Below are 22069 nucleotides of genomic sequence, written 5' to 3'. Positions count from 1 at the left end.
TACGGGGCTGTTGCGCGATGAGGTAAGTTGGTAAAAATCAATACACCAGTGGAGGGGGACTCCACTGGCGAGGGGGAAAATTAAGGTAAAGTAAAGTCAACCCACTGGCTGCCTGCGTCAGCCGATTTCACGCACTGCTCGACCCAATAGACGCCGTGCAGCCCGGCTTCGACATCCGGATACCAGAAGTCTTGCAGGAAGGCGCGATCGTCACGGTCCGTGGCGTCAATCGCCTGCGCATAGCGGCGATAGAGGTTGGCCCAGGCTTCGAACAGCCCTTCCGGATGGCCGCCGCCGATGCGGTCATCCGCCAGCGCGTTCGGTGACAGGTAGGGCATTCCGCGCTCCAGGATCCGCGCCGGCTCGCCCTGCACCTCATAGCTGAGCTGGTTAGGATGCTCGTCCCACCATTCGATGCTCGCTTTTTCGCCGACGATACGCACTTTTTGTGAGTGCATGGCGCCGCTGTTGACCGCGCTGGTCCACATCGAGCCGACCGCGCCGTTGTCATATTCCATCAGGACAAAGGCGTTATCTTCCAGCGGCGCGCGGGAGGGAACAAAGCTCTGACGGGAGCACATCAGCCGTTTGATATTGAGCTGCGGCGCCATGGTTTCGGCGACAAACAGCGGATGAGTGGCCAGATCCCCCAGCACATAGCTGGGCCCGGCAAACTTCGGCGTCACGCGCCAGCGGGTGGATTCCGCCTGCAGCTCGACGGCCTGGTTATGAAAGCCGTGGGCGAACTGCATGTTAACGATGCGGATCTCGCCGAGCAGCCCATCGGCAATCATCTGCCGTGCCTGCTGGATCATCTGATAGCCGGCATAGCCGTAGGTAACGCCGACGATTTTGTTCTGTTTTTTGCTCAGGTCCACCAGCTCGCGCGCCTCTTCGGCGGTAAAGCAGAGGGGCTTTTCACAGATGACGTGGAGGCCCGCCTCCAGCGCCGCTTTGGTGATGGCGAAATGGGTATTGTTCGGGGTAGTGACCGAGACGACCTCGATGCCGTCAGGGCGCTGCGCCTCTTCACGAAACAGGGTCTGGTAGTCGGCGTAGCAGCGCTCCGGCGCGATGCCCAGCTGCTCACCGAACGCGCGCCCGCGCTCGGCATCGACGTCAAGCGCGCCGGCCAGCAGGGTATAAACATTGTCACGCAGCGCCGCACAGCGGTGGCTGTAGCCGATCTGACTGGTTCCCCCGCCGCCGACCATGCCCCAACGCAGGGAGCGGGATAAGGGTTTCAGGCCGTTTAACATGGTGCTCTCCTTTTTGAAATAATTCGCACTCTGAGGCGCTTAATGCCGACGCCTGCGGCAACGCGCATCCGGATAGACTGATTTAAAGTTAAGGAAATGTTTGTTCTGATTCAATTTAAATATGAAATTTATTTTTCATATTGAGAGGAGGATCGAATAAGTGAAAGTTTGTCATCGCCGCCGTGGCAAAGATGAAAAAAGGAGAGTGATTTATCGGAGCAGGGCCCGCCGTCGTGGGGAATTTTTCGTTGCTGAAAAATATGAAATAAATTTTCTTTTTAGCCGCCGAGCGCGGTGCAATCCGCCGATTGCACCGGGGGAGCAGATGCCGCTATGACGCGCCGCGCACAGACGCGGGGGCTGATGAAGTGGCGGGAGGTTGACCGGCCGCAAAGATGCTTTTCGCCGCCAGACCTGCGACGGTGAGGGCCGCCGGGATACCGAGGAGCAAAAAGACGCTTTCGAAGGGCAGGTTGAGCGCCGTCATCTCGGCGCCGGCAAAGGCGCTGAGAATGGCGCCGATGCGCCCGACGCCGTGCATCCAGCTGGAGCCCGTCGCCCGCGCCTGCGTGGGATAGTAACGGGCGGAAAGGGCGTTCATGCCCGTATTGGCGCCGTTCAGGCAGGCGCCGCTGATAAACGCCAGCATACAGAGCAGGGCAAAGCTGCCCGCGGCGTAGCCCATCGCCATGGTGAACAGGCCGCCGACGGCGTAGATCGTTCCCAGCGCACGGTGAGGGTTGATCCTGTCCATCAGCCAGCCGGCAAACAGCGAGCCGAGGGTACCCCCCGCCTGGTAGATCGCCGTCATGATGGCCGCCTGGCTAACGGTCATTCCCACCGCTTTAACCAGCGTTGGCAGCCAGCTGCCGAGGATATAGACCAGGAACAGCCCCATAAAGTAGACCAGCCATAGCATCAGCGAGCCGAAGCCGTACTGGCGGGAGAGCACAATGCGCATTGCGTTGCCGGCCGCTGGCTGCGCCGGCAGGATAAACGTCACGTTGTCGCTGATTTGTCCGGGATAGAGACGGTTAAGAATGGCCCGGATACGCGCTGCTGGCGCTTGTTTGATCACCAGAAAACGAACCGACTCCGGCAGCAGCCAGATAAGCAGGGGGGCAAACAGCAGCGGCAGAATACCGCCGAGCGCCATCAGCGAGTGCCAGCCAAACTGGGGGATCAGCCACGATGCCGAAAATCCTCCCGCCGCCGCGCCGAAGGTGAAGCCGCAAAAGATGACGGTAATAATAAATGAACGCTGGCGTTCCGGGGCGTATTCCGACACCAGTGTCCCGATATTCGGCATCGCGGCGCCCAGCCCGAGCCCGGTCATAAAGCGAAAGAACATCATCTGTTCTACGTTGTGCGAGAAAGCGGTGGCGATGGTCCAGAAGCCGAAGAAAAAGACGCTGTTGATAATGATCTTCTTGCGCCCCAGCCAGTCGGCGAGCGGGCCGGAGAAAATCGCCCCCAGCGCGAGACCGATCAGCGCGGCGCTGATCACCAGGCCCAGCTGGTGGTTGCTTACCCCCCACTCCAGCTTTAGCGTCGGGGCGATAAAGCCCATGATCGCGATATCAAAACCATCGAGAGCGATGACGCAAAAGCCGAGAAATATAATCAACTTTTGAAAGCGGCTCAGCGGATTACGGTTAATTAACTCTCTGACATCCAGGCGTTGAGTCTGTGTCATAGCGTATTCCTTATGCGCAGGCGCGCAGGTAGGGCTGCGCGGCATTGAACAGTAATTGCGCCCGCTGGAGGGGCGGCAGGGCGCCCTGCTCGCCGTCGAGCGGCACTTCGAGGGAGACCGGCAGCGTCGCCGGCAGGGCCGACATCAGACCGTGCAGATCCAGACCGCCTTCCCCTGGCACATTGCGCGCCGAACGGGCCTGGCGGATGAGCTCCTGCTCGCTTTCCGGCCTCTGCGCCGCGCCATCGCAGAGCTGCATATAGTTCAACTGATGTGCAGGCAGGCTGGAGAGGGCGGCGAGCGATTCTCCCGCGCGCCAGAAATGAAGGGCGTCCACCAGGATGCCGATATCTTCCCGCCCGCAGGCGGCGATCAGCGCCTGCGCATCGGCGATAGTGCGCAACTGGGTCCAGGGCATCGGCTCAAGGTTCATGGTCAGCCCATAGGGGCGACTGGCCGCGGCGAGGATGGCCAGGTTGTCAGCGCTGCGCTGAAGGTTGTTGTCATTGCCGGCGACCAGCACCTGTCTGGCGCCAAGCCGCGCCGCAGTCTCCATAAACCGCTGCAGCCGATCGTCGAGCGTAAATCCGGGAGTCAGGCGGACGATCTCGACGTCCGACACGCGGATGCCGGTTTCCATCAGCGCGGCGAGCGTCGCGCGCACGGCGGGGGTATCGCCCAGCATGTCGTAGTCCGGGTCGGTCGGCGTGGCGGGAAGCAGTCGCAGACCAACGTGGGTAAAACCGGTTCTGGCCGCTATCCGCACCTGTTCGGGGGGAGGGACATCGAGCAGGGTCAGGGCGGCGAGCGATAGGGTACGCATGTTCATAAAGGGCTCCGGTACAGTTGCAGGTGAGGATAGTTATGGGTATTGCCGTCCCTGGTTGTTTATTACTTTGTTTTTATTGTGTTTTCGGCCAGATTTTTACCCACCAGATAGCCAAAGGTCATGGCGGGCCCGAGGGTGATCCCTCCGCTGGGGTAATAGCCGCGCATCACGCTCGACATGTCGTTGCCGATGGCGAACAGACCCGGTATCGGCTGCTGCTGTTCATCCAGCACCCGGGCGCGTTCGTCGGTTTGCAAGCCGCTGAAGGTACCTAACGAGCCGGGCAGAATGCGCACCGCATAGAACGGCCCTTCGCGCAGCGGTCCGAGCGTCACCTGATGATCACCCTGGGCACGGTTATAGGCTGAGGCCCCGCGGTGAAAGTCGACGTCTTCGCCGGCGCTGGCGAAGCGGTTAAAGCGTTCCACCGTTTCCGCCAGCGTATTGGCGTCGATGGCGCACTGCTTTGCCAGCTCCGCCAGGGTGTTTCCCCGCAGCAGGTAACCGGTACGCAGCCAGGCGGTGGGGGAGAACGGGAAGGGTCTGGCGTGGCCCAGGCCGTAGCGACGCAGCGCGCGACGATCGGCCAGCAGCCAGGCCTGCGGCGCGTCACCCGCAGGTGTGGCCGCCAGCAGGGCGGCGATAAAGTCATGATAGGAGTCGGCCTCGTTAACAAAGCGTTTGCCGTTGGGCAGGACGGCAATCACGCCGGGCTTGGCGCGCTCCACCAGATGGGGAAACATCAGCTGCTGGCCGCTGGCCAGGGTGACGCGGGACACTGGCGCCCAGGCCAGCGGGTGGCGCAGGCGGGTGTCGAACTGGCCGCCGACGGATTCGCCAAGCCTGATCCCCTCGCCCTGATTGTTCGGCGGCGCGGCGGAGAAATGGCCGTAACCCTCTGCAGCATGAGGCACTACCTGCGCCAGCCGCTGCCGATCGTGGGGAAAACCGCCGCAGGCCAGCACCACGGCGCCTGCTTCGACGTGAATTTCCCCGCCGTCGCTGCGCAGCACCGCGCCGGACACGCCCAGCGGCCCCTGCAGCAGCCGGACCACCGGGGCATTGAGCTGAAAACGCACTCCGGCGTCGAGGGCGGAACGCAGCAGACGGGCGACCAGCGCATTGCCATTGACCAGATGCTGTCCCCGTCCGGTACGCAGCCGCTGCCAGCCGTGGCGCAGCAGGCGACGGGCGGCATACAGCGCAGAGCGCGGCGAGCGGGTGGCATTGAAAAAATGCGCCATATCCGCGCCGCCGGCAATGCCCATCCCGCCCAGGCTAATGGTCTCCAGCGGCGGACGCAGGCGATGGAGCCAGTCACCGAGCAGGCGGCCATCGTAGGGCTGCGCGGTAACCGACCGCCCGCCGTTCGCTGCGCCTGGCGACGCGTGAAAGTCCGGCATGGCGCTACCTGAGAGAAACTGCACCGCCGTCCGCTGATGGAAAAATTCCACCATCTCTGGCCCGTAGCGCAGGAAGGTCTGCAGACGAACGTCGGCGGCTTCGCCCCCCATCTCATGCTGCAGATAGGTCAGCGGCGCGTCGGCTGCTTCATCGATGCCCTCCGCCCGCGCCAGCGGGTTGCGGGGGATCCACAGCCAGCCGCCGGACCAGGCGCTGGTTCCGCCGATCACTGACGCTTTCTCCGCCACCATGACGCTGGCGCCGTGCATCGCCGCGGTCACCGCGGCAGAAAGCCCCGCCGCGCCGGAGCCGACCACCAGCACATCCACCTTCACAGGCCCGCTCATGATGGACTCCTTACTGCAGGGGTGAAAAAGCGGTGGGGCGCATCAGCACCGACTCGAGGCGTTCCACGGCGGCCAGTTCGCGATTTTTGCGCGAGAAGGTCTGCCAGCGTTCGTCCTGGGCCATCCGCGCGCGGCGTACCAGGCGATCGTCAAGGCTTTCGTAAGCCCAGATGTGCACCACCTGATTGACCACGCCGATCTCGGTAAAAAAGAAGCCGATCAGCTTGCCGAGATGCTCGGTTTGCACCGCCAGGGCATCGCTTTGATACAGCGCCAGCCAGTCGGCCATTTTCAGCGGATTGATGGTGTAGGTGCGTTTTTCGTAGATCATGATGTTTTCCTGATTAGTGGGTGGAGTGTTGTGCCAGATGGCAGGCGGCGAGGTAACCAAACGTCAGCCCCGGCCCGAGGGTGATACCGGGGCCGGGGTAGGTGCCGGCCATCAGCGAATCCATGTCATTTCCGACGGCGTACAGCCCCGGAATGGGGTTTCCTTCCGCGTTGACGACCTGCGCATCGGCGGTGGTGACCAGGCCCCGCGATGTCCCCAGGTCGCCGGTATAAAGTTTGATGGCATAGAACGGCGCGCTGAGCAGGGGAGCATTACAAGCGTCAGGCTGATGGCCCGGATCGCCCATCGCCCGGTTATAGCTGTTGCCGCCTTTAGCAAATTCCCGATCCACGCCCTGTGCGGCGTCACGGTTGTAGCGGGCAACCGTCTCGCTCAGGGTTTGGGCATCCAGACCAAGCTGCTGCGCCAGCGCGGCCAGGGTATCGGCTTTGTGCAGATAGCCAGCGGCGACCAGGGCATCATTATTGACCGGCGCCGGGCGTGCCAGCCCGAGGCCGTAACGCTTCATTGCCTGGGCGTCGCAGAGTAAAAAGCAGGGGGCATTTTCCGCAGCACGCTGCATCGCGCTGGCAAAATGGTGATAGGAGCTGGACTCGTTGACGAAGCGTACCGCCCGCTGATTGACGGCAATCACGCCCGGCTTGGCCCGGTCGGTCACCAGATGGGGGAAACGCTCCTCGCTGCCATCTGCCCGGGTCAACACCGATACCGGCGCCCAGAAAAAGTTGGATGGCCGATCGGCTCCCTCACGAGCGTTAAGCGCCGCCGCGAGACGCAGCGCGGCGCCATCGTTGGCGGGCGGTGACATGGTGAAGTGTTCGCGGGTGTATGGCCGATAGCGCGCCGCCAGCGCGCCCGCGGCAAAGCCGCCTGCGGCCAGGACCACCCCGCGACGGGCGTGCAGCGTCTCTCTTTGTCCCTGATACTCAATTTCCACCCCGGTAACCGTGCCTTGCGTTTCGCACAGCGCCAGAACATTGACATTCAGCCGCAGGCTCATGCCGTTGCGCAATGCCGTTGCCGCCATGCGCGCTATCAGCGCATTGCCCATCGCCAGACGGGTGCCGCGTGGATACTTCACCCGGTCGCGGGCGTAGCGCAGCAGCAGTCGGGTGCAATGAGCCAGGGAGCGCAGCGAACGACGCATATCGAGAAAGTGCTGAATATCGACGCGGTTGACCATCATCCCGCCAAACAGCAGCATCCCCGGCGGCGGCGAGCGCAGGTCGCGAAAGGTGTCTCCCAGTTCACGGCCGTCATACTCCACCACCTCCAGCGCGCGCCCGACGTCGACGGCGCCGGGTTCATCCGGGTAGTAATCGGGTGAAAGTGGACGCAGGCTATATTTCACCGCGCCTTCACGTTCGAGAAAGGCCAGCGCCTCCCGTCCGGCGCTGACAAACGCTTCGGCGAGATCTTCGCGGTACTGACCCTCGCCAATAATGGTCTGCAGGTAGGTTTTTATCGCTTCAGCACTGCCGCTTTTGCCCGCGGCGCGCGCCTGATCGGTATCGTGCAGCCACACGGCGCCGCCGGAGATCGCCGAGGTTCCGCCGAACTGGCCGGCTTTCTCCAGCATCAGCACCGACAGCCCTTTGCAGCTGGCGGTGACCGCGGCGGCAAAACCGGCCGCGCCGCTGCCGATGACGATCACATCCCAGCTCTTCATGCTGCTGCTCCCTGCGTCTGCGGGATGGCGCCGATAAACTGGCCCATCAGCGTCATCTGCGCCAGCGCCATTTCCGGCCCGGTCTGCACCCGGCAGCCGCGGGCGGCGGCGAAGGTGAGCAACGGCGTCATCACCGGGGCGGTGACAACGTCCGCCACGTGGGTAGCGCTGTCGAGGGTTTCCAGCAGCGTCTGTGGCAGGGAGAGGGCATCAAATCCGGCCATGCCGGCCGGCGAACCGTTGACCAGCAGATCGACGCCATGAAGGGTGTCCGGCAGGGCGCTCAGTTGCACTGCTGGAAAGGCTTCGGCAAGAAGGTCATGCAGGCGTTGCCGGGTGGCCGGGTTTTGATCGTGCAGGGCCAGCTGGCGGATCCCTGCCTCGCACAGCCCCCAGGCGATAGCGCTGCCGACGCCACCGCATCCGGAGAGCAGCGCCAGCTTGCCTGTCGGCTGAAAACCCTGCGCCTCGGCGGCGAGCTGAAAGCCCACGCCATCCAGCATATCGCCCTGCAAACGGCCATCCGCCAGCTTACGGATCACATTGACGGCGTTGAGACGACGCGCGCGCGGCGTGAGGTCGTCGACCAGCGTAGCGGCGCGCTGCTTATGCGGCACCGTTACCAGCACGCCAGTCATGTTCTGCCAGCCGCGCAGGGCGTTGAGGTAGGCGGCCACTGCTTCCGGGGCGATATCCACCGGGATCATGACGCTGTCCATGTGCTGTTCAGCAAAATAACGGTTGAAGTTATCCGGCGATTTCACCTGGGCGATCGGATGACCAATCACGGCGACGACCTGGGTAGTTCCACTGACCATTTCAAACCTCATTTGTTAAATGAATGTTGTGAAAGTATTTCAGTGGAAGCTGGGAGCGACAACGCAGAATTCGGACATGTCGGTTGTTAATCGCACGATCGCTGCGATAATCGCAGGAAATCGATAATGATGTTGCAAAAATGTGAGCGAATATGCAAAACCCCATTCATCCACGCGATCTGATCGTCGGTTTACAAAAAGGGCTGGCGCTAATCCAGCTTTTTTCCAAAACCTGCCCAAAGCTCACCGTCGCCCAGGCGGCGAAAATGAGCGGCCTGACGCAAAGCGCCGCGCGGCGTTTTCTGCTGACGTTGCTGCATGAGCGCTATCTGCAAACCGACGGGCGTTATTACTGGCTTACCCCAAAGACGCTGCGGCTTGGCCAGGCCTACGTCGATTCGGCGCAGTTTCCGCGCATGGTACGGCCGATTGTCGAATACATCGCCAGCCGGACGGAGGAGCATGCCTCGGTGGGGGTGGTGGACGAAGATGAGCTGGTCTATATCGCCCGCAGCCGGCATACGCCGTTTAATTCCACGTCGGTGCGGCTGGGGGAGCGGGTGCCCATTTTCTGTACCGCCGGGGGGCGATTGTGGCTGGCTTCGCTGCCGGAAGCCGAGTGTGAGGCGGTCCTGCAGCGCATACCCCGGGAACAACGCACGCCCTACACGGTGACTGAGATCGCGCCGCTGATGGAGAAGATCGCCCAGGTGCGGCGCCAGGGCTACGCCACTATCAAACAGGAGTTTGAGATTGGTATGCTGGTGCTGGCGGTACCGTTAACCGACAGAGAAGGGACCTGGTGGGGAGCGCTGAGTCTGACCAGCCATCAATCGCGTACTTCGCTGGAAGCATTATGCCGCGACCACCTCGATCTGCTCTACAGCGCACAGGCGATGCTGGTGGGTTAAACAGGGCAGCATAGGGCGCTGCCCTCAGAGAGACGTCGCTTAGGCTGACGCTTGGTTCAGGAAACTGTTCCAGTCGCTGGCGGCGTTATCGACAAAGGTGTTCCAGCTGTTGCCAGCAGTGTTGACGAAGCTTCCCCAGTTTTCCTTACCGGCGGTCACAAAGGTTTCCCAGTTTGTCTGCCCGGTGAGGAAGGAACCAAACGCCATCGCGCTGTCGCCGACGAAGGAAGCAAACGCGGTGCCGGAGGTGAGAACAAACGAGGTGAAACCGACGGCCGAGTTGGCGACAAAGCTGGCAAAGCCGTTCGCCGCGCCGATCAGGCTAAAGCCACCGGAGATGTACTCCATTTCGTTCAGTGTTAACTCTTTCATTGCGATTCCTTGTAGTGAATATTTCCCAAATGGGCATGAGCCCGAGGCGAAAGGTAGCATCGCAGGACCGCGCGGCGCGAGTAATGCGCGGTGGGTATCGGCTCAATTTTTCCTCATTTTTTGGCAGGAAAGATAGCGGATAGGGTGGGGAAGGGGAGGGCAGTATGAAATGAGAAAGAAAGCGGTGATGAAACGGAAAAGCAAAAGCCCCGTAAAAACGGGGCCTTAGATCATACTGGAGTGGGAGATTATCTCACGTAAGCCAGCAGACTATGTGAATCCGGCACCATAAAGTCAACGGACATCATCACGGACAGCGCGGTGATGGCGACGATGGAAAAGACGAACAGCTTACGCGCCCAGACTTTATCATCGGCCACCTTGTAGCCACGCAGCGCCATTCCCAGCCACCAGACGCTGACCGCTGCCGCCACGACCAGGTATTTATACCCGGCGTAGCCGCCCAGCGAGAGCATCAGGGTCGCTACGGCAAAGGCGACGATGTACAGCGTAATATGGTTTTTGGCAACCGAAATGCCTTTTACCACCGGCAGTACCGGAATGTTCGCCGCCTGATAATCCTTAAAGCGGAAAATCGCGATGGCGTAGGAGTGAGGCATCTGCCACAGGCTGAAAATAGCCAGCAGGATCGCCGCACCGCTGTCAAATTCACCGGTGACCGCACAGTAGCCAATCACCGGCGGCGCTGCGCCGGAGAGTGAGCCAATCAGCGTGCCGTAGACGGAGTGGCGCTTCATGTACAGGCTGTAGATGCCAACATAAACCACGAACCCCATCACCCCCAGCCAGCAGGCCAGCGGGTTAGCGCCGAACCACAGCAGCATGAAGCCAGCAATACCCAGCAAGGTGGCGTACACCAGCGAAGCTTCTGGCGAGATCAGCCCTTTGACCAGCACCCGGTTTTTCGTCCGTTCCATCTTACGATCGATGTCCCGGTCGATGTAGTTGTTGAATACACAACCCGAGGCGACCACCAGGGATACTCCAAGGAGCGTCCAGACGAACAGCGGATAGTCGATGTGGCCTTTGGAGGCCAGCAGGAAACCGCCGATCACGGAGATCAGGTTGCCAAAAATAATGCCTGGTTTCGTTACTTGCAGGTATTGCTTAAACATACTCGCCGCTCTTAGTGCATCATCATGTTGTAGTTCAGGTTCCACATAATCCAGATGGAGCCGACAACCACGATCGCAATGATGATTACGGTGAAGATAAATGCGGTCAGGTTCCAGCCTTCATCGGACTTGCTGTTCATATGCAGGAAGTACACGAGGTGTACCACGATCTGCACCACAGCAGTCACCAGAATGGTGCCAAGGATAACCGCATGCGAGGCGGAGCCACTCATCACCATGGCGAACGGAATAACCGTCAGGATGATGGACAGGATAAATCCTGTCATGTAGCTCTTCACGCTGCCGTGAGAAGCGCCGCTATGATCGGTAGAATGACTCATTACATCGCCCCCATCAGATAGACAACCGAGAACACGCAGATCCACACGACGTCCAGGAAGTGCCAGAACAGGCTCAGGCACAGGATACGGGTGCGGTTAGTGCTGGTCAGGCCACGACGTGAAACCTGGAACATCAGCACCGCCATCCAGATAAGACCGGAGGTCACGTGCAGACCGTGGGTGCCGACCAGCGCGAAGAACGCTGACAGGAAACCGCTACGATCCGGACCGAAGCCTTCCATGATCAGGTGATGGAATTCATAGATTTCCATCCCGATAAAGCCAGCACCAAACAACCAGGTCAACGCCAGCCAGGAAACGACCTGGCTCTTGTTGTTTTTGTACATGGCGATAGCCGCCATGCCGTAGGTGATGGAGCTGAACAGCAGCAGTGCGGTTTCAACCAGAACGAACGGCAGTTCGAAAATATCTTTGCCCGTCGGTCCGCCGGCCGTGCCGTTCACCAGAACGGCATAGGTCGCAAACAGCGTAGCGAAGATGATGCAGTCGCTCATCAGGTAGATCCAGAAACCGAATACCTTCATCGGTCCTGTATCATGGTGCCCGTGTTCATGCGCGTGGGCAGTATGCGCAAGAGTATCAGTTGCCATTTTTCAGCCCTGCTTTGTTAATCTCATCGAAATGCTGTTTTTCCAGTTTTTCGACTTCTGCAACCGGTACGTAGTAATCCACGTCCTCGTCAAAGCTCTTAATAATCCAGGTCGCTACGATGCCGATGAAGCTGGCGATCGCCATCCACCAGATATGCCAGATCATGGCGAAACCAAATACCGTAGCGAAGGCGGCAATTACGATGCCGGCGCCGCTGTTTTTCGGCATATGAATTTCTTCATAGTGAGCAGGCTGTTTGTACGCTTCACCTTTCTCTTTCATTTCCCAGAAGGCATCACGTTCGTGAACCTGAGGAACGATAGCGAAGTTATAGAACGGCGGTGGAGAAGAGGTTGCCCACTCCAGCGTACGACCACCCCATGGGTCACCGGTCAGGTCACGGTTCTGATCGCGGTCGCGAATAGACACGTAGAACTGAATCAGCTGGCACAGGATACCGCAGGCGATCAGCGCCGCACCGCAAGCTGCAACAACCAGCATCGGGTGGAACTGCGGATCGATCTGCTGGCTCAGACGACGGGTCATCCCCATGAAGCCCAGCACGTACAGCGGCATAAACGCTACGAAGAAGCCGATGATCCAGAACCAGAAAGCGCGTTTGCCCCAGGTTTCGTTCAGGGTGAAACCAAAGGCTTTCGGCCACCAGTAGGTCAGGCCTGCGAAGCAACCGAATACCACGCCGCCGATGATAACGTTATGGAAGTGCGCGATCAGGAACAGGCTGTTGTGCAGAACGAAGTCCGCGCCCGGTACCGCCAGCAGCACGCCGGTCATCCCACCTACGGAGAAGGTCACGATAAAGCCGATAGTCCACATCATCGCCGAGTTGAAGACGATGCGGCCCTGATACATGGTGAACAGCCAGTTGAAGATCTTAACCCCGGTCGGGATTGCGATAATCATGGTCGTAATACCGAAGAAGGCGTTTACGTTCGCGCCAGCACCCATGGTGAAGAAGTGGTGCAGCCAAACGATGAACGACAGAACGGTAATACAGACGGTTGCCCACACCAGAGAGGTGTAACCGAACAGACGCTTACGCGAGAAGGTCGCGGCGATTTCGGAGAAGACCCCGAACACCGGCAGAACCAGGATGTACACTTCCGGGTGACCCCAGGCCCAAATCAGGTTGATGTACATCATCATGTTGCCACCCATATCGTTGGTAAAGAAATGGGTGCCCAGGTAACGATCCAGGGTCAGCAGCGCGATGGTGACGGTCAGAATTGGGAACGAGGCGATAATCAGGATGTTAGCGCACAGAGATGCCCAGGAGAACACTGGCATCTTGAACATGGTCATGCCCGGGGCGCGCATCTTGATAATGGTCACGAAGAAGTTAATACCGGTCAGGGTAGTACCGATACCGGAGAGCTGCAGCGCCCAAATCCAGTAGTCGACCCCTACACCAGGACTGTACTCAATTCCCGACAACGGCGGATAGGCCAGCCAACCGGTCTGCGCGAACTCACCAACGCCCAGAGACAAGTTAACCAGGATCACGCCCACAACGGTGAACCAGAAGCTCAGGTTGTTGAGGAACGGGAAGGCTACGTCGCGTGCGCCGAGCTGAAGCGGAACCACCAGGTTCATCAGACCGATAACAAACGGCATCGCCACGAAGAAGATCATGATAACGCCGTGGGCGGTAAAGATCTGATCGTAGTGATGAGGCGGCAGGAAGCCTGCTTCCCCGGCCGAGGCCAGCACCTGCTGGCTACGCATCATGATGGCGTCAGCAAAGCCACGCAGCAGCATGACGATTGCCACGATAACGTACATGATACCGAGACGTTTGTGGTCGACAGAAGTCAGCCACTCGTTCCACAGGTAGGACCACTTACCGAAGTAAGTGATGGCTGCCAGAAGCGCCAGTCCCCCAATGATAATCGCAGCCACCGTTACCACGATAATAGGTTCGTGGTAGGGCACTGCATCCAGTGTAAGTTTTCCGAACATCGTTTTCTTCCTCGGCCCCTTAGTGAGCGGTTTCCGCGTGGCTCATGTCCATGCCTTCCATCCCGTCGTGAGCGGCGTGCTCGCCTTCAGGTTTGGACATGTTCATGCTCTCGTGAGACATGAATTTGTTCACAACATCTTTGAACAGATCCGGCTTCACGTTAGAGAAGTATTCCACTTTGTTGTATTCGCTAGGCACAGCCACTTTCTCGAACGCGGCCATGGAGTCCATGGAGTTCGGAGACTGTTTTGCTTTTTCCACCCACTGATCGAAAGTTGCACGATCCGGGGTCGCAATCGCTTTGAACTTCATACCAGAGAAGCCCGGGCCACTGTAGCTAGCGGAGATACCGTCATAAGTACCTGCTTCATCAGCAATGAGGTGCAGCTGAGTCTGCATCCCGGCCATTGCGTAAATCTGGCTACCTAAGCGCGGAATAAAGAACGAGTTCATCACCGAGTTAGAGGTCACTTTGAAGTGTACCGGTACGTTCGCCGGGAAGGCGATTTCGTTAACGGTAGCAATACCCTGTTCCGGATAGATAAAGAACCATTTCCAGTCCATCGATACGACTTCGATGGTGATTGGTTTCTCGTCATGGGCAAGCGGTTTGCTTGGCTCCAGTGCGTGAGTGGTTTTCCAGGTCAGAACGGCCAGGAACAGGATGATCAGAATAGGTACCGTCCAGACCACAGCTTCCACTTTATTGGAGTGTGACCAGTTCGGGCTATACTTCGCATCTTTATTGCTCGCGCGATACTTCCAGGCAAATCCTACTGCCATCAAGACGGCGGGAATAACGACAATCATCATCAGGCCGAAGGCCGTCAGAATCAAAGAGCGTTGCTCCAGTCCAATCTGTCCTTTTGGGTCAAGGAGTGCAGAATCACAACCACTGAGTAATACAGTACCTGCGATTAATGACATCCATCCCAAACTTTTATTGTATTTCCTGAGTCTCATTGAACGACCTCAATTCCACGGGATCTGGTGGCGTTTAAAGTGTACGGGCATTTTACGGTAAGGTTGCATTACTGTAAACATGATTGGATCTCTGTCAGTTCTGTGTTAGCGGCTTCTGCTTGGTTTGTCACATATGTTACGTAGTGTTACGTAATAGCTTGCAAAGCCTGATTTTCGTGGGATTGATAACGAAAGGGATAAGAAAAGGAGTGCTTAGCGGCGAATGGGCATAACCACCCATAAATTAGAACAATTGTTTAACATTTAATTATCAAATAAAAGACATTGTGAATACGTAAAATAAAATCGCCGTAGCTGAATCGGTTAAATTATTTAAAGAATCGAATGAAAACTGTCAATAATTTCCAGAAAACTAAAACGCACAAAACAACAAATAGCGCAGCGGGCAATATAAAAGCGTTAATAAGCCGTTATAATTACGTTTCGTAATTACAACGGCTAATAATGATGCAATATCCTTAAATCAGGCGGGTTTTACGCAGCGCCAGGTAGTCGAGCAGACCGCCGAACAAAATACCCCCCACGGCGGTCAGCGCCGCCACCTCCAGCAGGCCGGGCAGGAAAGAGAACGCCGTATAATCCAGCGCGTTCATGACCAGCAGTAACAGCCATACAGCCAGCAGCAGGCAACCCAGCGCCAGGATCCTCAGCGCCAGCGCATAGGCCTGTGGGTATTCACTTCGTGGCATAAAGCTTGCCGTGCGCTGGGTATGCTCAAGCGTTTGCCGGCACAGCAGCAGTAGCGCGATCCCCGGCACCGCCGCGACCACCGAGAAGAGATAGAAAGTCGACCAGCCGTGGGCCTCGACAAACCAGCCGGCGATCGGCCCAACGTATACGCGGCCAACCGCGGACAGCGCAGAGAGCAGCGCGAACTGAGTGGCGGAGAATGATTTATTGCATAGCGTCATCAGCAGTGCGACAAACGCCGCCGTCCCCATCCCCCCGCACAGGTTTTCAAAGAACACGGCGGTCGCCATGGAATAGAGATGCTTATCGGTAACCGACAGCAGCCAGTAGCCGGCGTTGGAGACTCCCTGTAGCACACCGAAGATCAGCAGCGCCCGAAAGAGCGTCAATCGCTGCATCAGCACCCCGCCATACAAGGCGCCGAGAATGGTGGCAAACAGGCCTAAGGTTTTGTTCACCATCCCCACTTCGCCGGCATCAAACCCCACGCCGCGGATAAGGAAAGTGGTGGTCAGGCTCATAGCAAACGCATCGCCGAGCTTATAAAGGACGATGAGCAGCAGAATCAGCCAGGCGTTGTTGCGGCCGAAGAAATCGCGCAGCGGTTCGGCCACCGCCTGTTCCAGCGATCTGGGGACCGGAATAACATCGCTCGGTTCGGGCGCCAGCAGCGTGGCGATAATACAGGGCACCAGCAGTGCCGCCATCAGCCAGTACATCCCCTGCCAGCCGAGATAGCGGTCGGCAAGCCACAGGGCCAGTCCACCGGAGACCAGCATCCCGAGGCGATAGCCCAGCACGCTGATCGCGGCGCCGGCGCCGCGCTCTTCCGCCGGCAAAACGTCGGTTTTCCAGGCATCGAACACGATATCCTGCGACGCCGAGCAGAAGGCGATCACCACCGCCAGCGCCGCCATCCAGCGGAGTTGGCTGACCGGCTCAAGGAAGCCCATCGCCGCGATGGCCAGCAGGAGTAATACCTGGGTGGTCAACAGCCAACCGCGACGGCGCCCCAGAAATGGCGGCGTGTAGCGATCCATCAGCGGTGACCAGAGGAATTTAAAGACATAGGCCTGGCCGACGAGCGAGAAAAAACCGATCGTTTTCAGATCGATATTTTCCACCGTCATCCAGGCCTGCAGAGTACCGGAGGTGAGAGCCAGCGGCAGACCGGAGGCGAAGCCGAGGATCAGCAAAATCGCTGATTTCGGCTGCTGAAAAATGCGTAAGTAGTGACTGGACATAGCATAAAGCACGAACCCGGCGGAAGCCGGGTTCGTGGTGGCATTAACGCGCGTTTTGCTTGATGAAATCGTGGATGCTGGTGTCCTGCGCCATATCGGCGATGGTATCGGTCAGGACGCTGTTGACGGCATCAGCGATGTTTTTGTTCGAGGCCTGGAAGGCGCCTTCAACGGAGTAGCTGGCGCGGTAGTTTTTGGTCATCTTCGTGCCGTTCGCCGCGGTGGCGATGATGGCGATATCGGCTTTGGTGGCGATGTTGTAGCGCACGTTGCCCTGGGAGACGTCAGCGTAAAGTTTGTTGACGATAATCTGCAGATCGACCGCGCCGTTCGGGCCAATCATGTAGCCGCGAGCGGTCATTTGTTTCTCCAGCACTTCCTGCAGCAGGAAACGCAGATCGCGGGAGGCAGTAAGGGTGACCTGTTGGTTGTCGCGCGTCACTTTCGCCAGCGCCTGGTCCGGACGCTGGTCAGCGCCGTTGATGCTGACGGTCACGCCCATCAGGCTCGGATCCTGCTGCGGCAGCGTGATTTTCGGCGATACTTCAATAGTGGTCGGCGGCGTGGCGCATCCTGCCAGCATAAACATGGCGACCAACGGAAAAAGGATCTTCTTAAGCATGTTCAGGTCTCAACGCATGGTGTTGTTATAAGGAAAATTACCGCCATCATAGCATCGCTAACGGCAAGGGGAAGTGGCAACGCGTGTAAATCCATCGCCCTGGCGGTTTTCTGAGCATAGCGCCACGGTTAATCACGCTTTCCCGGCGGATCTGGCGACCAGAGCCAGTAAACGTGATACTTTTGAATGAAAATATCAGAACAATGCTAATTTTTTGTTGTTTTCTCCTAATGGAAGCGGTAAAAGCGGCTAACATTTAAATGGAGTGGCGGCATCTCAGCGTTGTCGGAGGAGAAAATTCATGATGATACGTGAACAGATCGAAGCAAAACTTAGAGCAGCGTTCGACCCGATGTATCTCGAAGTCGTGGATGAAAGTTATCGTCACAACGTCCCTGCGGGCTCTGAGAGTCATTTTAAAGTGGTGTTAGTGAGCGATCGCTTCACTGGCGAGCGTTTCCTCAATCGCCACCGTATGATCTACGGCACGCTAACCGAGGAGCTGTCGAGTACAGTGCATGCCCTGGCGCTGCACACCTATACGATTAAAGAATGGGAAGCATTACAGGATACGGTTTTCGCCTCACCGCCGTGCCGCGGTGCGGGGAGTATCGCCTAGAAATCCCATTTGCAACCGCTGGCGCTTTTCCAGTATGTTGCTTGCAGATTTAGCAAAAACGGCCTACGGGCCGTTTTGTTTTGCCTGGAAAATGCGCAAAGTTAGCGCTTTTGCGGACAAATTTGAGCGGGAAATGTGAAAAATGCCGCAGCAGTGGGCGACAACCGTTCTCGACTCACAAAAGTGATGCCGCTATAATGCCGCGTCTTATATATGAATGTCTTCGGGATGATTCTGACGACAGGGAATGTGTTTCTGATTTGAAGAGGGCATCCCGGTTCTGCGAAGCCACCTACACGCGCTTCCAGAGTTGACCGAGCACTGTGATTTTTTTGAGGTAACAAGATGCAAGTTTCAGTTGAAACCACTCAGGGCCTTGGGCGCCGTGTAACGATTACTATCGCCGCTGACAGCATCGAGAATGCTGTCAAAAGCGAGCTGGTCAACGTAGCGAAAAAAGTTCGCATTGACGGCTTCCGTAAAGGCAAAGTGCCGATGAATGTTGTTGCTCAGCGTTATGGCGCGTCCGTTCGCCAGGATGTGCTGGGTGACCTGATGAGCCGTCATTTCGTTGACGCGATCATCAAAGAAAAAATCAATCCGGCCGGCGCGCCGAACTACGTTCCGGGCGAATACAAGCTGGGCGAAGACTTCACCTACGCGGTAGAGTTCGAAGTGTATCCGGAAGTTGAACTGCAGGGTCTGGACGCGATCGAAGTTGAAAAACCGGTTGTTGAAGTCACCGACGCTGACGTTGATACCATGCTGGAAACCCTGCGCAAGCAGCAGGCGACCTGGAAAGAAAAAGATGGCGCCGTTGATGCTGAAGATCGCGTTACCATCGACTTCACCGGTTCTGTAGATGGCGAAGAGTTCGAAGGCGGCAAAGCTTCTGACTTCGTACTGGCGATGGGCCAGGGTCGCATGATCCCGGGCTTCGAAGACGGTATCAAAGGCCATAAAGCGGGTGAAGAGTTCACCATCGACGTGACCTTCCCGGAAGAATACCACGCTGAAAACCTGAAAGGTAAAGCGGCTAAGTTCGTTATCAACCTGAAAAAAGTTGAAGAGCGCGAACTGCCGGAGCTGACCGAAGAATTCATCAAACGTTTCGGCGTGGAAGATGGTTCCGTTGCTGGCCTGCGCGCTGAAGTGCGTAAAAACATGGAGCGCGAGCTGAAAGGCGCTGTGCGTAACCGCGTGAAGTCTCAGGCTATCGAAGGTCTGGTTAAAGCCAACGAGATCGACGTTCCGGCGGCCCTGATCGACAGCGAAATCGACGTACTGCGTCGCCAGGCTGCTCAGCGTTTCGGCGGCAACGAGAAACAAGCCCTGGAACTGCCGCGCGAGCTGTTCGAAGAGCAGGCTAAACGCCGCGTCGTTGTTGGTCTGCTGCTGGGCGAAGTGATTCGCACCAACGAGCTGAAAGCTGACGAAGAGCGTGTGAAAGCCCTGATCGAAGAGATGGCTTCTGCGTACGAAGATCCGTCAGAAGTGGTTGAGTTCTACAGCAAGAACAAAGAGCTGATGGACAACATGCGCAACGTGGCGCTGGAAGAGCAGGCTGTTGAAGCCGTGCTGGCGAAAGCCAAAGTGTCTGAAAAAGCCACTTCCTTCAACGAACTGATGAACCAGCAGGCGTAATTTCGCCGCGATTGTTTAAGGTTCGAGCAAAAACCCGTTGCCGAAAGGCGGCGGGTTTTTTTTTTAGGATAATGAACGCCTAAGGCACGATGCTAAAACGCATTTACCATGATAGCGTTACAGCAAAAGCTTGTTATGCTTGAAATATGGCAACACCATCCCCATTACCGGGGGAGGCAACTGCATCCGCAATCGCACGCGTGTTGAAGAGGCGGTGACGCGTTCAGCGGATAGAAACTGTGGCTGATAATCCGTCCGTAAGGTTACAATCAGTGCAGCAGGTATTTTAAAATTACTCCAGGAGACGGAAATGTCATACAGTGGCGAACGAGACAACTTTGCACCCCATATGGCCCTGGTGCCGATGGTCATTGAACAGACCTCACGCGGTGAACGTTCTTTTGATATCTACTCCCGTCTGCTTAAGGAACGCGTCATTTTTCTGACCGGCCAGGTTGAAGACCACATGGCCAACCTGATCGTGGCGCAGATGCTGTTTCTGGAAGCGGAAAACCCGGAAAAAGACATTTACCTGTACATTAACTCTCCGGGCGGGGTGATCACCGCCGGGATGTCAATTTATGACACCATGCAGTTCATCAAGCCGGACGTCAGCACCATCTGTATGGGCCAGGCCGCTTCTATGGGCGCGTTCCTGCTGACCGCCGGGGCGAAAGGCAAGCGCTTCTGCCTGCCGAACTCCCGCGTGATGATCCACCAGCCGCTGGGCGGCTATCAGGGACAGGCGACGGATATTGAGATCCACGCCCGCGAAATCCTGAAGGTGAAAGGACGCATGAATGAGCTGATGGCGCATCATACCGGCCAGTCTCTTGAGCAGATTGAGCGTGACACCGAGCGTGACCGCTTCCTGTCTGCTGCGGAAGCCGTGGAGTACGGGTTGGTCGACTCTATTTTGACCCATCGTAATTGATGCCCCAGGCGCAAGGGTGCCGCTTTACGCTTCATCCTTCTCGCCACGTTAGTGTGGGTGGTGGGTATTATACCGGGCGCTTGCCGGGCAGGCTTGCGGCCGGTGGCTTTGCCACCGCCTCGATGTAGCGCGAAGGATTTTGTGTATATACTAATGAAGGGCGGCACAACGCTATATGGCGGCTTGCGCCTGAGAATGGCATTTGCGTCGTCGTGTGCGGCACAAAGAACTTAAAAAGAGGTTTGGACTCATGACAGATAAACGCAAAGATGGATCGGGCAAATTGTTGTATTGCTCTTTTTGCGGCAAAAGCCAGCATGAAGTGCGTAAGCTGATCGCCGGGCCATCCGTGTATATCTGCGACGAATGCGTTGATTTATGTAACGACATCATTCGCGAAGAGATTAAAGAAGTTGCGCCGCACCGCGAGCGCAGCGCGTTGCCGACGCCGCACGAGATTCGCCACCACCTTGATGACTACGTCATCGGTCAGGAACAGGCGAAGAAAGTGTTGGCGGTCGCGGTATACAACCACTACAAACGTCTGCGCAATGGCGATACCAGCAATGGCGTAGAGCTGGGTAAAAGTAACATCCTGCTGATCGGGCCGACCGGCTCCGGTAAAACGCTGCTGGCGGAAACGCTGGCGCGCCTGCTGGATGTGCCGTTTACCATGGCAGACGCCACCACCCTGACCGAAGCGGGTTATGTGGGTGAAGACGTCGAAAATATCATTCAGAAACTGCTGCAGAAGTGCGACTACGACGTGCAGAAAGCGCAGCGCGGTATTGTCTATATCGACGAAATCGACAAAATTTCGCGTAAATCCGATAACCCGTCGATTACCCGCGACGTCTCTGGTGAAGGCGTGCAGCAGGCGCTGCTGAAGCTTATCGAGGGTACCGTCGCCGCCGTTCCGCCGCAGGGCGGACGTAAACATCCGCAACAGGAGTTCCTGCAGGTTGATACCTCCAAGATCCTGTTTATCTGCGGCGGGGCATTTGCTGGCCTGGACAAAGTGATCTCTCACCGCGTTGAAACCGGCTCCGGCATTGGTTTTGGCGCGACGGTGAAAGCGAAGTCAGACAAAGCCAGCGAAGGCGAGCTGCTGGCCCAGGTTGAGCCGGAAGATCTGATCAAGTTTGGTCTGATTCCGGAGTTTATCGGTCGTTTGCCTGTAGTGGCGACCCTGAACGAACTGAGCGAGGAAGCGCTGATCCAGATCCTGAAAGAGCCGAAAAACGCCCTGACCAAGCAGTATCAGGCGCTGTTCAGCCTTGAGGGTGCAGAGCTTGAGTTCCGCGACGAAGCGCTGGATGCTATCGCCAAAAAAGCGATGGCGCGTAAAACCGGCGCCCGTGGCCTGCGTTCCATTGTGGAAGCGGCGCTGCTGGATACCATGTATGACCTGCCTTCCATGGAAGATGTGGAAAAAGTGGTCATTGATGAGTCGGTTATCGCCGGTCAGAGCAAGCCGCTGCTGATCTACGGCAAACCGGAAGCTCAGCAGGCATCTGGTGAATAATTAGCCAATTCACTCAAGCAGTTAACAAAAAGGGGGGATTTTATCTCCCCTTTTATTTTTCCTGCATTCCCGCCGTTGAA

General features: G+C 57.6%; 20 protein-coding genes. 5 read left to right on the top strand and 15 right to left on the bottom strand.

The genetic code is table 11. The features are described from left to right. Positions 1-80: 80 nt before the first annotated feature. The 7 genes from B8P98_RS21670 to B8P98_RS21640 all read right to left on the bottom strand — a co-directional run bounded on the left by B8P98_RS21670 (position 81) and on the right by B8P98_RS21640 (position 8374). Complete coding sequence (locus tag B8P98_RS21670; RefSeq protein ID WP_004191717.1) at positions 81-1259, bottom strand: Gfo/Idh/MocA family protein; 1179 nt, start codon at positions 1257-1259, stop codon at positions 81-83. Between the two features lie 331 nt (positions 1260-1590). Further along, positions 1591-2955, bottom strand: coding sequence for an MFS transporter (locus B8P98_RS21665; RefSeq protein ID WP_025710648.1), 1365 nt, complete (start codon positions 2953-2955; stop codon positions 1591-1593). Between the two features lie 10 nt (positions 2956-2965). Further along, positions 2966-3784, bottom strand: a complete 819-nt coding sequence (locus tag B8P98_RS21660; RefSeq protein ID WP_025710649.1) for a sugar phosphate isomerase/epimerase family protein — start codon at positions 3782-3784, stop codon at positions 2966-2968. A gap of 62 nt (positions 3785-3846) precedes the next feature. Next, positions 3847-5535 (bottom strand): FAD-dependent oxidoreductase, encoded by a 1689-nt coding sequence (locus tag B8P98_RS21655; RefSeq protein WP_025710650.1) that lies wholly within the window; start codon positions 5533-5535, stop codon positions 3847-3849. Between the two features lie 10 nt (positions 5536-5545). Beyond that, positions 5546-5866, bottom strand: a complete 321-nt coding sequence (locus B8P98_RS21650) for an NIPSNAP family protein (RefSeq protein ID WP_025710651.1) — start codon at positions 5864-5866, stop codon at positions 5546-5548. 13 nt (positions 5867-5879) lie between these two features. Continuing rightward, positions 5880-7556, bottom strand: a complete 1677-nt coding sequence (locus tag B8P98_RS21645; protein ID WP_025710652.1) for an FAD-dependent oxidoreductase — start codon at positions 7554-7556, stop codon at positions 5880-5882. Next, entirely contained in the window at positions 7553-8374 is an 822-nt protein-coding gene (locus tag B8P98_RS21640; RefSeq protein WP_025710653.1) for a shikimate dehydrogenase family protein, read from the bottom strand. The genes B8P98_RS21645 and B8P98_RS21640 overlap by 4 nt, the downstream gene beginning before the upstream one ends. A gap of 152 nt (positions 8375-8526) precedes the next feature. Here B8P98_RS21640 and B8P98_RS21635 point away from each other — a divergent pair, with 152 nt between their 5' ends. Next, entirely contained in the window at positions 8527-9285 is a 759-nt protein-coding gene (locus tag B8P98_RS21635) for an IclR family transcriptional regulator domain-containing protein (protein WP_080897008.1), read from the top strand. A 39-nt stretch (positions 9286-9324) separates the two neighbouring features. On the opposite strand, the gene B8P98_RS21630 is transcribed toward B8P98_RS21635, so the two are convergent. From B8P98_RS21630 to B8P98_RS21595, 8 genes are all read right to left on the bottom strand, one after another. Continuing rightward, positions 9325-9657, bottom strand: coding sequence for a hypothetical protein (locus B8P98_RS21630; RefSeq protein WP_025710655.1), 333 nt, complete (start codon positions 9655-9657; stop codon positions 9325-9327). 248 nt (positions 9658-9905) lie between these two features. Continuing rightward, a complete protein-coding gene (gene cyoE, locus B8P98_RS21625; RefSeq protein ID WP_025710656.1) occupies positions 9906-10793 on the bottom strand; it encodes a heme o synthase in 888 nt (295 codons plus the stop codon). A gap of 11 nt (positions 10794-10804) precedes the next feature. After that, positions 10805-11134, bottom strand: a complete 330-nt coding sequence (locus B8P98_RS21620; protein ID WP_002891634.1) for a cytochrome o ubiquinol oxidase subunit IV — start codon at positions 11132-11134, stop codon at positions 10805-10807. After that, a complete protein-coding gene (locus B8P98_RS21615) occupies positions 11134-11745 on the bottom strand; it encodes a cytochrome o ubiquinol oxidase subunit III (protein ID WP_002891635.1) in 612 nt (203 codons plus the stop codon). Before B8P98_RS21615 ends, B8P98_RS21620 begins: the two co-directional genes overlap by 1 nt. Further along, positions 11735-13726 carry a cytochrome o ubiquinol oxidase subunit I gene (gene cyoB / locus B8P98_RS21610; RefSeq protein WP_004204804.1) on the bottom strand — a complete coding sequence of 664 codons (1992 nt, stop codon included), beginning with the start codon at positions 13724-13726 and terminating at the stop codon, positions 11735-11737. Before cyoB ends, B8P98_RS21615 begins: the two co-directional genes overlap by 11 nt. A 19-nt stretch (positions 13727-13745) precedes the next feature. Continuing rightward, positions 13746-14690, bottom strand: a complete 945-nt coding sequence (gene cyoA, locus B8P98_RS21605) for a cytochrome o ubiquinol oxidase subunit II (protein WP_025710657.1) — start codon at positions 14688-14690, stop codon at positions 13746-13748. A gap of 479 nt (positions 14691-15169) precedes the next feature. Next, entirely contained in the window at positions 15170-16645 is a 1476-nt protein-coding gene (gene ampG, locus B8P98_RS21600) for a muropeptide MFS transporter AmpG (protein ID WP_025710658.1), read from the bottom strand. A 43-nt stretch (positions 16646-16688) separates the two neighbouring features. After that, positions 16689-17267: a lipoprotein gene (locus B8P98_RS21595; RefSeq protein WP_004204800.1), complete on the bottom strand. Its 579-nt coding sequence runs from the start codon at positions 17265-17267 to the stop codon at positions 16689-16691. Positions 17268-17568: 301 nt separating this feature from the next. Here B8P98_RS21595 and bolA point away from each other — a divergent pair, with 301 nt between their 5' ends. The 4 genes from bolA (at position 17569) to clpX (ending at position 21989) form a co-directional block, all read left to right on the top strand. Beyond that, a complete protein-coding gene (bolA, locus tag B8P98_RS21590; protein WP_025710659.1) occupies positions 17569-17886 on the top strand; it encodes a transcriptional regulator BolA in 318 nt (105 codons plus the stop codon). Between the two features lie 345 nt (positions 17887-18231). After that, positions 18232-19530, top strand: coding sequence for a trigger factor (gene tig / locus B8P98_RS21575; protein ID WP_025710660.1), 1299 nt, complete (start codon positions 18232-18234; stop codon positions 19528-19530). Between the two features lie 310 nt (positions 19531-19840). Further along, positions 19841-20464, top strand: a complete 624-nt coding sequence (clpP, locus tag B8P98_RS21570) for an ATP-dependent Clp endopeptidase proteolytic subunit ClpP (protein WP_002891804.1) — start codon at positions 19841-19843, stop codon at positions 20462-20464. A gap of 250 nt (positions 20465-20714) precedes the next feature. Further along, on the top strand, positions 20715-21989 hold the full coding sequence (gene clpX / locus B8P98_RS21565) for an ATP-dependent protease ATP-binding subunit ClpX (protein ID WP_002891807.1): 1275 nt from the start codon (positions 20715-20717) through the stop codon (positions 21987-21989). The last annotated feature ends 80 nt before the right edge of the window (positions 21990-22069 follow it).

The organism is Klebsiella quasivariicola, assembly GCF_002269255.1.
GTDB lineage: Bacteria > Pseudomonadota > Gammaproteobacteria > Enterobacterales > Enterobacteriaceae > Klebsiella > Klebsiella quasivariicola.
The sequence above is the reverse complement of the archived record's forward strand: the minus strand, read 5'-3'. Positions and strand labels throughout refer to the sequence as shown.

Bases quoted from the DNA above. Each gene is read 5' to 3' on its own strand.
- B8P98_RS21670 (WP_004191717.1), bottom strand. From the start codon at position 1,259: ATGTTAAACGGCCTGAAACCCTTATCCCGCTCCCTGCGTTGGGGCATG.
- B8P98_RS21665 (WP_025710648.1), bottom strand. From the start codon at position 2,955: ATGACACAGACTCAACGCCTGGATGTCAGAGAGTTAATTAACCGTAAT.
- B8P98_RS21660 (WP_025710649.1), bottom strand. From the start codon at position 3,784: ATGAACATGCGTACCCTATCGCTCGCCGCCCTGACCCTGCTCGATGTC.
- B8P98_RS21655 (WP_025710650.1), bottom strand. From the start codon at position 5,535: ATGAGCGGGCCTGTGAAGGTGGATGTGCTGGTGGTCGGCTCCGGCGCG.
- B8P98_RS21650 (WP_025710651.1), bottom strand. From the start codon at position 5,866: ATGATCTACGAAAAACGCACCTACACCATCAATCCGCTGAAAATGGCC.
- B8P98_RS21645 (WP_025710652.1), bottom strand. From the start codon at position 7,556: ATGAAGAGCTGGGATGTGATCGTCATCGGCAGCGGCGCGGCCGGTTTT.
- B8P98_RS21640 (WP_025710653.1), bottom strand. From the start codon at position 8,374: ATGGTCAGTGGAACTACCCAGGTCGTCGCCGTGATTGGTCATCCGATC.
- B8P98_RS21635 (WP_080897008.1), top strand. From the start codon at position 8,527: ATGCAAAACCCCATTCATCCACGCGATCTGATCGTCGGTTTACAAAAA.
- B8P98_RS21630 (WP_025710655.1), bottom strand. From the start codon at position 9,657: ATGAAAGAGTTAACACTGAACGAAATGGAGTACATCTCCGGTGGCTTT.
- cyoE (WP_025710656.1), bottom strand. From the start codon at position 10,793: ATGTTTAAGCAATACCTGCAAGTAACGAAACCAGGCATTATTTTTGGC.
- B8P98_RS21620 (WP_002891634.1), bottom strand. From the start codon at position 11,134: ATGAGTCATTCTACCGATCATAGCGGCGCTTCTCACGGCAGCGTGAAG.
- B8P98_RS21615 (WP_002891635.1), bottom strand. From the start codon at position 11,745: ATGGCAACTGATACTCTTGCGCATACTGCCCACGCGCATGAACACGGG.
- cyoB (WP_004204804.1), bottom strand. From the start codon at position 13,726: ATGTTCGGAAAACTTACACTGGATGCAGTGCCCTACCACGAACCTATT.
- cyoA (WP_025710657.1), bottom strand. From the start codon at position 14,690: ATGAGACTCAGGAAATACAATAAAAGTTTGGGATGGATGTCATTAATC.
- ampG (WP_025710658.1), bottom strand. From the start codon at position 16,645: ATGTCCAGTCACTACTTACGCATTTTTCAGCAGCCGAAATCAGCGATT.
- B8P98_RS21595 (WP_004204800.1), bottom strand. From the start codon at position 17,267: ATGCTTAAGAAGATCCTTTTTCCGTTGGTCGCCATGTTTATGCTGGCA.
- bolA (WP_025710659.1), top strand. From the start codon at position 17,569: ATGATGATACGTGAACAGATCGAAGCAAAACTTAGAGCAGCGTTCGAC.
- tig (WP_025710660.1), top strand. From the start codon at position 18,232: ATGCAAGTTTCAGTTGAAACCACTCAGGGCCTTGGGCGCCGTGTAACG.
- clpP (WP_002891804.1), top strand. From the start codon at position 19,841: ATGTCATACAGTGGCGAACGAGACAACTTTGCACCCCATATGGCCCTG.
- clpX (WP_002891807.1), top strand. From the start codon at position 20,715: ATGACAGATAAACGCAAAGATGGATCGGGCAAATTGTTGTATTGCTCT.